Annotated in this window: 4 protein-coding genes; 3 read left to right on the forward strand and 1 reads right to left on the reverse strand. The window is 61.3% G+C overall.

Annotation, left to right across the window (positions count from 1 at the left end; genetic code table 11):
* On the forward strand, positions 1-219 hold a 219-nt coding region (locus VJ464_03935), incomplete at its 5' end, for a hypothetical protein (GenBank protein HKQ04257.1).
* Here VJ464_03935 and VJ464_03940 read toward each other — a convergent pair.
* The gene (locus tag VJ464_03940) at positions 220-639 is read right to left on the reverse strand and encodes a helix-turn-helix transcriptional regulator (protein ID HKQ04258.1); all 420 of its coding nucleotides are present in this window, start codon (positions 637-639) and stop codon (positions 220-222) included.
* A 154-nt stretch (positions 640-793) separates the two neighbouring features.
* On the opposite strand from VJ464_03940, the gene VJ464_03945 reads away from it, so the two are divergent.
* Together VJ464_03945 and VJ464_03950 are read left to right on the forward strand one after the other, a co-directional pair.
* Positions 794-1081, forward strand: coding sequence for a hypothetical protein (locus VJ464_03945; protein ID HKQ04259.1), 288 nt, complete (start codon positions 794-796; stop codon positions 1079-1081).
* A 1101-nt stretch (positions 1082-2182) separates the two neighbouring features.
* The coding region (locus VJ464_03950; GenBank protein HKQ04260.1) for a LamG-like jellyroll fold domain-containing protein at positions 2183-13528 on the forward strand (11346 nt) is incomplete at its 3' end.

The following is a 13528-nucleotide window of genomic DNA, read 5'->3' on the forward strand; positions in this document are numbered from 1 at the left end:
TTAGACCTTGCCAGGTGGAAAAAGAAGATGGCCAAGAAAGCCAAAGACAAACAGACGGAGCAACTTCTTGAAGACATGAGCTTGCAAGATATGGGCTTCAAGTTGCTCGGACTCATCAGCGACAACCGCATGGACGAAGACCACATGCGGATTATTTTAACCTTCGTTATGAACCTCTTGTCAGAACCCGTCGGGCCACCCGACAAGCCCTCTGCCTAATCACTTCTTGCGCGGCTTGCCTTTCTTTCCCGATTTGCCGTTGGATGGCGGTCGTTTGAAATACTCCATGTAATTAAGCAGTATCTTGCGCTCAGCCGGCGAAAAATCAAGCAACTGCCGCAAGATGGCCAAGCCGTTCTCATCGCTGACGAGCTGTTGTATTTGATCCAGGAGCGAACGCGGGTCAACTTGCGGCATTTCACTGAGCGGAATCCCCGCAGCCACCGCAAAGATTTCGTGAGCGTTCACGTCGAGCGCTAGCGCTAGTTTCTTCACCGTTTGGACAGTCAGATTGTCAGACCTGCCTTTGCGGAGTCTGCCGATATAGCTATCCGTAAGCCCACAGCGGTTGGCCAAGTCTTTCGGGGTCAGATGCTTCTGGCGCATGAGCCGGTCAAGGTACTGGGCCAGCGTTTCCATTGGCCCATTCTACCCGAGAGGCCACCTGACAAGCCATTGCAGCGGAGACCGCGAAGCATACTTCACGTGGTTTCTTGTGAGGCCGTTTGCGGCCTACACTGAACGCGAGCGTTAGGCGCTCGCTCGAAAATTACAAGAGCGTGGGAGGTTGGGAATGGGAACTGCTGAGAATCAGGTAATAAAGCTAAAGGAGCAGTTTAAGCGCGAGGCAATTGATTACCATTTTAAGGTTAGCAGACTGATAGGACACATTAAGGAAAATGGATTCACGTTAGTAACCTGGCTCCCACAATTAGAAGAATGCCGATCTATTCTCGAAGAACTACTGCTTGAAAAAATGGATTACGATGATCTGACTCAACGGTTCATGGACAATCACGATCTTCCGTATGATGTCATTGATCAGCCGGATAGCCGAATCAATTCTCTGACGAAGCTATAGATGCAGCGATGAAACTTCAGGACGCAGGAAAGGAATTGACAGGAGTCATCGGCGATCAGATCAAACCCGTACTAGCTGATCTCTTAGAGAAGCTAAGGCAAACGCATGGGATTTTCGACGTCAAGATCAAATAGGAGGTATTTGCTTATCCGCCAGCGCCTAACCATCCGTTCCAGCGGAGGCCACGAAGCGCAGTTCTCATAGATTCTTTCAATGCCGTTACTGGCCCCGCTGAACGTGAGCGTTAGGCCGTAAAGGACGAGATAAAAACAAAAGAGCGGAAGACGAAAGAAATAAAAGAGAGTCAACCTACGACAAAGACAAAATGAAGCCGGCTCGTGACCTCGTAAAGAACTTGGTCGCGAAAGACAATACCAGAGAGGGAAGAACCACAGACGAGATAAAAGAGAGATGCTCAGCCGAGGAGCTTGGTGACTCCGAAGTCAAGAAAAAACCAAAAGGCTCGGTTTCCTTCGACGGTGGCCTAACACCCGATGCACTGGAGGCTGGCCAAGGGCGAATTTCTGCCACAGCTTCAAACCATATGTAAAAGAGAATGATTCAGGTTTTTTATATAATTTTATTCACGGCGAAAACTATTGACACTACATGGCCAGTCTGATATAAACGACGCGCCGTTAGAAATCAGGTTGTTGAGTTTCATAGCCAAACACCACAAAGCCGGGTTGTTTGTCCTCAGGGCAAGACGGCTATCTCTTTAACTCATTACCTTGCTCGTGCATTATCTTCCTCACTGGAGTGATCGTCTCAGCGTTCAGGCTGCTGACGCGCTCTGAACTCATGGAACCGCTTGATAGATTGCCGCGCCCTTTACGTCGAACTCGCCGAGCCTGCCTCTGCGCAACGGGCCTGGCCTTCTCCCTTGAAGTCTGGATTGGAGTGGCAGAAATGATAAAGTCCCTTCTCGAAATTAACCCCCAATGGTTCGCGTTCCGTCCATTAACCGCCCGATTACTGATTCTGGTCTTCTTCTGTCATACCATCGCGCCGTTCCCCGCGAGCCATGCGGCTACGCCACGCTCCAGAGTCTCGATCAAGGGTTCGGCGTCGGCTCTCGCGTCGGCCCGCAACGCACCCGCCATGGCAGCGCCCGTCCGCGCTGTCCGTGCCATACTGGCGCCGCAATCGGGCGGCATCTCTTTAACCGCGCTCGGTTCCTCGTTCAACAACGCGAGCAGTATCGATTATCATCAGCCGACGAATCAACTCGCCGTGTCGGTCAACTACCCGACGGGCCAGCCGCGCAACCTTGAATTGATCGCTGCGGATGGGGCACATGCCGGCTTTTCCAACCTCGCAGGCCTGAGCGCTAGGCTCAAGCTCGCGACCGCCCGCGACGATGGCGGCGGCTTCAGCCGCGGCGGATTCCATGCCGGTGAGTTATTTACCGGCACCGGGGTGGCGGGCGTGATCGCGCGCATTTCAGCCGATGGCTCGTCCGTGCAGAACCCCTGGGTCAGCCTGCCGGGCGAAAGCGGCACGATCAACGCACTGCACATAGACCGCACGGGTGTTTATGGCGGCGACTTGCTCGCCGTAACGGCGCAGGGCAGTGTGTGGCGAATCACCGCATCGGGGACGCCGACACTGGTGGCGGCGCTCGGCGTGGCGGCGGATGCCGTGATCAGTGTGCCCAATGACGCAGCGAAGTATGGCCCGTGGGCCGGCAAGATACTAGCCGCCATCAAAACCCAGAGTCGCCTGAACACCATCAACCCGCAAGGCGTCATCGAATCCTACCAGCTCAGCGTCAACCCTCAAGACCTTGACCTGATTCCGGCAAACGAGAACCTCTTCGCCGTTGACAGCGGCGCGGCCAGCCTGCTTGGCGCTTCGGCCAATCAGTTCGCGACGATGGTTGGCGACCTGCTGGTCACGCAGAGTCAGCCCGGCGCGCTCTGGCGCATCCGCTGGACGGGCACAGAGTTTCAAGCTTCGCAACTCGCGCAGGCCAATCAACTGGAAGCCGGGGCTTTTGCCCCGGCGGGCGTCTTCCCGCTGGCGGCGACTAACGGACTGGCAGCTGTCGTGCGCCACGCGCCGTCCATCAATGGCCGCGTCGAAGGCGCGGTGCGCCAGCTCACAGGCGAGAGTGTGCTGTTCAACAGCGGTGCCGTCGTCACCACGGACTTGCTCGTGCCGGGCACGCCGCAGGTCGTCATCAATGGCACGCCGAACTTCGGCGGTACGATTCCCGGCACCGGCAGCGCGTCACCGACCGGTTACCAAGTGACGCTCAACTCTGGCTCGATGCTCGGCCACCTGCTGACGCGCGTTGACCCGATCACGCTGCCGACGGTCGCGACCCCACCCACAGGCTCAGGCACGCGCGACGTAACGATCAATACCGCCGGACAATCGCCCGGCGATTTCGCGACCTTGCGCGACCTGACGCTCAACAGCAATGTCGGTATGGTTGTCGTGCCGCCGGGCAGCTATCGAAATTTAACGGCCAACAGTGGCAGCGGCTTCGTCTTCGGCGTAGCCGGGTCAACTACGCCGTCGGTCTATAACCTGCGCAGCCTGACGCTCAATGGCACAACGCAGCTTCAGATCGCCGGGCCGGTTGTGCTGACGCTGGCGCTCGGCACGAACCTCAATGGCACCATCGGCGCACCGAGTAGCGCGCTCTGGCTGACGCTCAAGGTGGCCAGCGGCAGTGTCACGCTGAACAGCGGCAGCCTGCTTTACGGCACTGTCATCGCGCCGTCGAGCACGGTGACCATTAACGGCAACAGCACGCTGACCGGCAGCCTGCAATGCGACCGCCTGACGGTCAACAGCGGCGGCCTGTTGCGCGGCGCGGCGGACGCGACTGCCCCAGTGATTACGATCGAACAGCCCGCTGAAGGCGCGGTTATTGACGCGACCCAGACGGTTGTGAGCGGCACGGTCTATGACCAGACTGCCGTGACGGTGACGGTCAATGGCGTAGCCGCGACCGTCAGCGGCAACACCTACACGGCGTCGGTGCCGCTGGCGATGGGCGCAAACACGCTCACAGCGACCGCCACAGACCTGTACGGCAACACTGCCAACGTCTCGCGCCATGTGACGCGCGCTACCAACCAGGCACCGACGGTGAATGCTGGCGCGGATCAGACGATCAGTCTGCCTTCGAGTGCCGCGCTCAACGGCTCGGCGAGTGACGATGGCCTGCCCGCCAGCAGCCTCACCATTGTCTGGAGCAAGGTCAGCGGACCTGGAACGGTCACTTTTGCAAACCCGAATCAGGCGGTGACCACCGCAAGCTTCAGCACAGCGGGCACCTACATGCTGCGACTGACGGCGAGCGACGGACAACTTACAAGCAGCGATGATGTCGTCATCACAGTCACACCGCAGAACCAAGCGCCACAGGTCAACGCCGGGCCGGATCAGGCGGTCAGCTTTAACCTCTTACAGAATCCCGGCAACGAACAGCCGCTAGTGAACGGCAAGATACCCGCCTGGACCGAAGTGACCGGCACGAGCTGGACACAGGCGACCGCCGGGGCGAACGGCTTCCCGACCAGCTACCAGGGCAGCACCTACTTTTATCCTGGCCAGGTGGCGCAGGCCGAACTCAGTCAAGACGTTGAGGTCTCGGCCTTTGCCGCAAGCATCGCCGCCGGCACGCTGACCTTTCGCTTCAAGGGATACGTGCGCTCGTTCGACGAGTCGCCTGCCGACAGCAGCCGCATCATCGTCGAGTATCGTGACGCCACGAACGCGGCGGTGCTGGCCTCGTTCGATTCGAGCGCCCTGCAAGCGACCGCGCAGTGGACGCTGGTTTCCGACACGCGCACCGCGCCGGCGGGCACGCGGTGGATACGCGTCCGCTTGATCGGCGTGCGCAACACTGGCGTCAACTGCGATAGCTACTTTGATCACTTGACGCTTGAAACGCCGGCGCTTGCTGCCGCCAAGCTGAATGGCACGGCCGGCGATGACGGCCTGCCGCTGGGGAGCGCGCTCGCCACGAGCTGGACAAAAATGAGCGGCCCCGGCGCGGTAACGTTTACGAACTTGGCAAACCCTGTGACCTGGGCGACATTCGATACGCCGGGCACGTATGTGTTGCGGCTGAATGGCAGCGACTCTGCCTTAACCGCAAGCGATGACGTTACGGTGACCGTCACGGCAATCAATCAAGCGCCGGTGGTTAATGCAGGGCCGGATCAAGCGATCAACATGCCGGCGACCAGTGTCAGCTTGAGCGGCACGGCGACCGACGATGGTTTGCCTGCTGGCAGCACGCTGACCACAACGTGGAGTAAGGTGAGTGGTCCCGGCGCAATCACTTTTGCGGACGCCACGCAGCTTGCGACCACGGCGAGCTTCGACATGCCGGGAACCTATGTGCTACGGCTGACGGCGAGCGATTCGGATTTGAGCAGCAGCGATGATCTCGTCGTCAGTATCAATCAAGCGCCAACCGTCCATGCAGGCCCCGATCAAACCATCACGCTGCCAGCTAATGCGACGCTCAATGGCACAGCAAGCGATGATGGGCTGCCGTCAGGCAGCACTCTAACAACGACTTGGAGCAAGATGAGCGGCCCCGGCGCAGTGACCTTTGGCAACGCCGCGCAAGCGGCCACCACGGCCAGTTTCGCGGCTGCCGGCACTTATGTCTTGAGACTGACGGCGAGCGATGGCGCGCTCTCCTCAAGCGACGATCTGACGGTTACGGTCATCTCGCCCAATCAGCCTCCGGTCGTCAACGCCGGCGCGGATCAGACGATCAGCCTGCCGGCCAGTGCCGCGCTCAACGGCTCGGCGAGCGACGATGGCCTGCCCGCCGGCGGTGGCCTCGCCGTCACCTGGAGCAAAGTCAGCGGGCCGGGCACGGTTACATTCAGCAATCCGACAGGACTGGCCACCACGGCCAGTTTCACGGCGGCGGGCGTCTACGTCCTGCGGCTGACCGCGAGCGACTCTGCCCTGACCGGCAGTGATGATCTGACCATCACCGTCAATCCTGGCAACCAAGCGCCGCTCGTCAATGCCGGCGCGGATCGGACGGTGACGCTCGGGAACAACGGCTCCACGCCGACCTTGGTTCTATCACCCACGAACGTGGCGTTCAACTCACCGGTCGGCATCGATTACCATCAGCCGACGAATAAGCTGCTGCTGTCAGTGAATTACTCTTCCGGCCAGCCGCATAATTTCGATCTGATCGCCGCCGACGGCTCGCACTCGCAGTTCTCGAACCTCAACGGTCTCACCGACGAGGTCAAAGTCGCCACCGCCCGCGACGATGGCAATGGCATGAGCATGGGTGGTTTTCAGGCCGGCGAAGGGTTTGCCGGCTCCGGCGTGGCTGGCGTCATTGTCCGCATCTCTGCCGATGGCTCGTCGGCGCAGAACCCCTGGGTGCGTTTGCCCGGCGAGAATGGCCTGCTCCGCGGCAGCCTCTATGTCGACCGGACGGGAGTATTCGGCGGCGATTTAATCGTCGTGACCACGAGCGGCAACGTCTGGCGGGTGAACGCGATGGGAGTCGCCACCAAACTCGCCACCGTCACCCCCAACCTCGAAGGCGTGGTCACGGTCCCGAATAACCCGGCGCGCTACGGACCATGGGCCGGCAAGATCATTACCGGCGGCGAATCGAGCAGCACCATCTATGCGGTTGATCCGCAGGGCAACGTCAGTGCCTATCCGCTGGGCATCACTGTCGAAGACATCGACCTCATTCCGGCCAACGAAAACTTCTTCGGCATCGATTATGGCAACTCGCGGCTGGTGGGCGCACCGGCCTGGCAGTTCGCTGAGATGGCCGGTGATATTCTCATCGCCCAGGAATCGCCGTCCAACCTCTGGCGCGTTCGCTGGACAGGAACCACCTTCGCGCTGACCAAAGTGGGGTTGGGCGGCGAGTGGGAGCACGTGACGTTCGCCCCCGTCGGCGCCGGCGCAATTCCTGCCATTGAGCCGAGCGCTAACCTGGTGGGTGTTGTGAGCGACGATGGGATGCCCGCAGGCGGGTCGCTCACCGTCACCTGGAGCAAAGTATCTGGCCCCGGCACGGTGATCTTCGCCAACCCGTCTTCAGCCTCCACCGCCGTCACCTTCACAGAGGCCGGCACCTACGTCCTGCGGCTGACCGCGACGGACTCGCAACTCACCAGCTTTGACGATGTGACCGTTACGGTGATTCCGCGCAATAAGACGCCGCTGGTCGACGCAGGGCCGGCGCAGACCGTGGCGCTGCCGAATGGCACCATCACCCTGAACGGCTCGGCAACGGATGACGGCCTGCCCGTGGGCAGCAGCCTGGCGGTAAGCTGGGGCCAGGTGAGCGGCCCAAGCTCCGTTACCTTCAGTTCGCCGAATCAAGCCGTCACCCAGGCGACCTTCAGCGCCGGTGGCAATTACGTATTGCGGCTGACGGCGAGCGATGGGCAATTGACTGCCAGCAGCGACGTGGCTGTCAAAGTCACCACGCCCTGCATTCCGCCGCCAACGGGGCTGGTCGGCTGGTGGGCAGCCGAAGGCGATGCCAATGATCGTCTGGCCAGCAACAACGGGACATTGATGAATGGCGCCGCCTTTACGGCGGGCAAGGTCGGCCAAGCCTTCAGCTTCGACGGGGTGGATGATTATGTGCAATTGCCGAGCTACAATCTCGGCAGCAATTATTCGCTTGAATTCTGGGTCTATCCGACACGCAGCATCGGCTTCTGGCAGAGCCTGATTGCCAACCACGAAAACAGCTCCAACTTCGGCGCGCTGTATATATTCTCCGACCACCTGGAATACTGGCAATCGAGCATCGGTCGCGCGACGACGGCAGCCGGCAGTGTGCCGGTCAACACCTGGACGCATGTAGCGCTTACCTATGACGGCACGGTTGATCGGCTTTATGTCAATGGGCGGCTGGCGGCAACCAGCGCGCCACACGCGGCTCTCTTCAATAATGCGCTGCGCATCGGCGACGCCATGCCGCCCCATGCGGTCTTTCTGTTCCCCGGCTACATCGATGAAGCGAGTCTTTACGGACGCGCTCTGTCGGCTGCGGAAGTCGAAGCCCTCTACGCCACAGATAGCAATGGAAAATGCGTAACCAACCGGGCGCCGCAGGTTAATGCCGGGCCGGATCAAACGATCACGCTGCCGGCGACGGCGAGCTTGCAGGGGACGGCCAGCGACGACGGCCTGCCGCAGGGCAGTCCGCTCACCGTGGCGTGGAGCAAAGTCAGTGGGCCGGGTACGGTTACATTCAGCAATCCGACAGGATTGGCCACCACGGCCAGTTTCACGGCGGCGGGCGTCTACGTGCTGCGGCTGACCGCGAGCGATGGGCAACTTTCTACGGGCGACGATGTGCAGGTGACGGTGATCGCGCAGAACCAGCCGCCGGTGGTCAACGCCGGGGCTGACCAGACGATCACGCTGCCGGCGACGGCGAGCTTACAGGGGACGGCTAGCGACGATGGTTTGCCTGCGGGCAGCACGCTCACCGTGACGTGGAGCAAAGTCAGTGGGCCGGGCACAGTGACATTCGGCAATGCCGCGCAAGCGTCCACCACAGCCAGCTTCGCGGCAGCCGGTACGTATATCCTTCGCCTCACGGCGAGCGACGGCGCGCTCACGTCAAGCGACGACGTGCGGGTGACGGTCAACCCCGCGCCGGTCAATCAAGCGCCGCAAGTCAGCGCAGGCCCCGACCAGGTGGCCGAGATCGGCGCTAACCTCGTCGTCAACGGCAGCAACGAGGCGGCGCTCGTCAATGGTGAGATCAGCGGCTGGACGGAAGTCGTCGGCAGCAGTTGGACGCAGGCGACCGCCGGCGCGGGTGGCTTCCCTGCGGCGCAATCCGGAGCGACCTATTTTTATGCCGGGCAGACGGCCAGTGCTGAACTCAGTCAGGACGTAGACGTGCGCGCATACCCGGCGAACACGCAGTTCGACTTCCGCGCGTGGTTGCGTTCGGGCAACGAGACGCCCGCAGACTCGTCACAGATCATTCTTGATTACCGCAACGCGGCCAACACCCAGACAATCGCGCGGCTGACGATCGAGGCGAATACGGCGAGCAGCGACTGGCAGCAGGTCACTGACCTGCGCGCTCTGCCTGCGGGGACGGGCTACGTACGCATTCGCCTGATCGCGACGCGCAACAGCGGAACAAGTAATGATGGCTACTTTGACGCCATCAGCCTGCGGGCGGTGGGCGTGGCGGCGGCGCGTTTGCAGGGGACGGCCACGGACGACGGCTTGCCGACGGGCAGCAGCCTGACGGTGAGCTGGAGCCAGGTGAGCGGGCCGGGCACGGCGAGCTTTGCGGCAAGCAATCAGGCGAGTACGACGGCCAGCTTCACGGCAGCCGGTACTTATGTGTTGAGACTGACGGCCAGCGATGGCGCGCTCACGTCGAGTGACGATGTGCAGGTAACGGTGACAGCGCAGAATCAAGCGCCGACCGTGAACGCCGGGGCTGACCAGACGGTCAGCATTGCAGGCACGGCGAGCTTGAGCGGAAGTGTCAGTGATGACGGCTTGCCTCTGGGCAATACGCTCGCGGTGCAGTGGAGCCCGGTAAGCGGGCCGGGCAGCGTGAGCTTTGCCAACACCACGCAAGCGGCTACTACGGCCAGTTTCACGGCGGCAGGCGTGTACGTGCTGCGCCTGACTGCCACAGACGGCGAGTACAGCGCGAGCGACGACGTGCCGGTGACGGTCAGCGCCAACACCACCAATCAAGCGCCTGTGGTCAACGCCGGGGCGGATCAAGCGATCAACCTGCCGACCACGCAGGTGACGCTCAACGGCACGGCCACAGACGATGGCCTGCCCACAGGCAGCAGCCTCAGCGTGCAGTGGTCGCAGGTGAGCGGGCCGGCGGGCGTCACCTTCCTCAACGCGGCGCAGGCCGTCACGCAGGCGAGCTTCCCAGGCACGGGCGTCTACGTGCTGCGCTTGACGGCGAGCGACGGTGCGCTCACGGCGAGCGCCGACGTGCAGGTGACGGTCTATGACGCCATCAGCGGCCCGCCGCCGGTCGTTTCGATCAGCAGCCCGGCGGACGGCGCGGAAGTGACCGCGCCGATGAATGTCGTCGGCTCGATAGACAAAGGCAACTGGCGGCTCGAATACAGCCTCAACCGCGACAGCGAGGCGACGAATCAAAGCTGGACCTTGATGGCGAGCGGCACTACGCCTGTAAGCAATGCCACACTCGCACAGCTCGACCCGACGCTGTCGTTGAACGGCATCTACTCGCTGCGTCTGACCTCTGTGGACGCGAGCGGCCAAGTCGGGCAGGCGACGATTGCCGTCATCGTCAGCCGCGCTTTGAAAGTCGGCTTGTTCACTCTCTCGTTCAACGACCTCAGCGTGCCGGTTGCAGGACTGCCGATTCAGATCATCCGCACCTACGACTCACGTGACAAACGCGTGGGCGACTTCGGTGTCGGCTGGACACTCGGCATTAATAACATACGGCTGGAGAAGAGCGTTAATCTTGGCCGCTTCTGGAACGAGACCGTCGATAACGGCCTCTTCCCGCGCTACTGCCTCAACGCCTCGCGCGCTCATCTGGTGACAGTCACCTTCCCTGACGGCCAGGTCTACAAGTTCGCCGCCACGACGTCGCCGCAGTGTCAGACGATTGATGCCATCCGCCTGGCGACAGTAACGTATGTGCAGCAGCCGGGGACGGCGGGCACGGCAGGGGCGAGCCTGGTTGCCATCGGCAACAACGACGTCATCGTGGACGGCGGCATCCCGGGCAGCGTCAATCTGGTTGGCGATAGCGGCTTGTACAACCCGCGAGTGTTCCAACTGACCACGGCAGACGGGCTGAAGTATGTCATCGAGGAGGGCGTCGGCCTGCGCTCGATGACGGACCTCAACGGCAATACGCTTCAGATTAACAGCAGCGGCATCATCCACTCATCGGGCAAGAGCCTCACTTTCACTCGCGACACCGCAGGCCGCATCACGCAGATCAGCGACCCGGCGGGCAACGTGATGAATTACACCTACGATGCCAACGGCGATCTGATTACCTTCAAGGACCGCGAGAACCAGACGACCGGCTTCACCTATAACAATACGCACGGCTTGCTGACGATCACCGACCCGCGCGGCATTCAGCCGATCCGCAACGACTACGACGCGGCGGGCCGCTTGCTCAGTCACACCGACGCCTTCGGCAAGACGATTACTTACACACACGACATCGCCGCCCGCCACGAGATCATCAAAGACCGGCTCGGCAACGAGACGCTGTACGAGTATGACGCCGACGGCAACGTGCTGCGCGTGACCGACGCGCTCTCACACGTCACGAGCTACACCTACGACAGCCGCGACAATAAGCTCACTGAAACTAATGCCATCGGCAAGACGACGAGCTACACCTACGACGCCAACGACAACGTGACGAGCGTGACCGACCCGCTCGGCAACGTGACGCGCTACACCTACAACAGCCTGCGGCAGGTGCTGACGGTGACCGACGCGCGCAACCAGGTGACGACGAATACCTACACGCCGAAGGGGCAGTTGGAGACGATGACCGACGCGCTGTCACACGTGACCAGCTACAGCTACGACGCGCAGGGAAGCCCGAAGACGATGACCGATGCGTTGAATCAAGTGACGCAGTATCAGTGTGACCTGCTAGGCAACCTCTTGCAGGAGACCGACGCATCAGGACACGTGACGAGCTACAACTATGACGCCAATAACAACCGCACGAGCCAGACGACGACGCGCACGCTGGCCAATGGCAGCACCGAGACGCTGGCGACGACGTATGAGTACGACCACCTCAACCGGCTGGTGAAGACGACGTATGTCGACGGCACATTCACGCAGGTGAGCTACAACGCCATAGGGCAGCAGGCGACGACGACGGATCAGCTTGGGCGAGTGACCAGTTACACCTACGACGACATGGGCCGGTTGACAAAGACGACCTACCCGGACGGCACGACGGAAGAAGCGACCTATGATGCGGAGGGGCGGCGGCTGACGAGCAAAGACCGCGCGGGCCGCGTGACTTCCTTTATCTACGATGCAGTTGGACGATTGACGAAGACGACCTATGCGGACGGCACGTTCACGCAGACCAGCTACGATGCGATAGGCCGCATCACGTCAACGACTGATGCGCGCGGCAACGTGACGAGCTATGAGTACGACCCGAACTGTGGCTGTAGCGGCAGGCGCTCGAAGATCACCGACGCGCTCAGTCATGTGACGATGTTCAGCTACGACGGCAACGGCAATCAGACCTCGATGACCGACGCTAACAATCACACGACTACGTATGAGTATGACGCGCTGAACCGGCGCGTGAAGGTGACCTATGCCGACTCGACGTTCGATCAAACCGGCTACGACGCGATGGGCCGCGTCACATCGAAGATCGATCAAGCCGGCAAGACGACGCAGTACGGCTATGACAGCTTGGGCCGCTTGACGAGTGTGACTGACGCGTTGAACCAGGTGACACGGTATGGATACGACGAGCTGGGCAACCAGACCAGTCAGACCGATGCATTGAATCGGGTGACTCGTTACGAGTACGACAAGCTGGGCCGCCGCACCAAGCGCAGCTTGCCACTGGGACAGAGCGAGACCTGCGTTTACAACAACGTAGGTACTCTGACCAGCCGGACTGACTTCCGCGGCAAGACGACGCAGTATGGCTACGACGTGATGAACCGCCTGTTGAGCAAGACGCCCGATGCGTCGTTGAGCGAGCCGGCGGTGACGTTCATCTACACGGCGACGGGCCGGCGGCTGACGATGAGTGACGCCAGCGGCACGACCACTTATTCGTACGATGTGCGCGATCGGCTGCTGAGCAAGGCGACACCTGAAGGCACGCTGTCTTATACCTATGACAGCGGCGGCAACCTGCTGACGCTGAGTTCTAACCACGCCGACGGGGTGAGCACGAGCTACGGCTACGACGCGCTGAATCGCTTGTCCACCGTCACCGACAACGCGCCAGCCGTGGGCACGCGGCCCGCGACGGGGGTGGCCAGCTACAGCTATGACGCGGCGGGCAACCTCTCAGTCTACGTCTACCCGAATCAGGTGCAGACCGCCTACACCTACAACTCACTTAATCGGCTGACCGACATGAGTATCAGCAAGGCGGGGGCGACCATCGCGAGTTACAGCTACACGCTGGGCGCGGCGGGCAACCGGCTGAGCGTCACCGAGCAGAGCGGTCGCAGTGTCAGCCATGGCTACGACGGGCTGTACCGGCTGACCAGCGAGACGATCAGCAGCGATCCCGTGTCAGCCAATAACGGGCAGATCAGCTACAGCTACGACGCGGTGGGCAACCGGCTGACGCGGACTTCAACCGTGGCGGCAGTGCCGAATCAAACGTCGAGCGTGGATGTCAACGACCGGCTGGCAAGCGATAGCTACGACAGCAACGGCAACACCATCGGCTCGGCGGGCAACACG

It is taken from the genome of Blastocatellia bacterium, assembly GCA_035275065.1.
Taxonomy (GTDB): Bacteria; Acidobacteriota; Blastocatellia; order UBA7656; family UBA7656; genus DATENM01.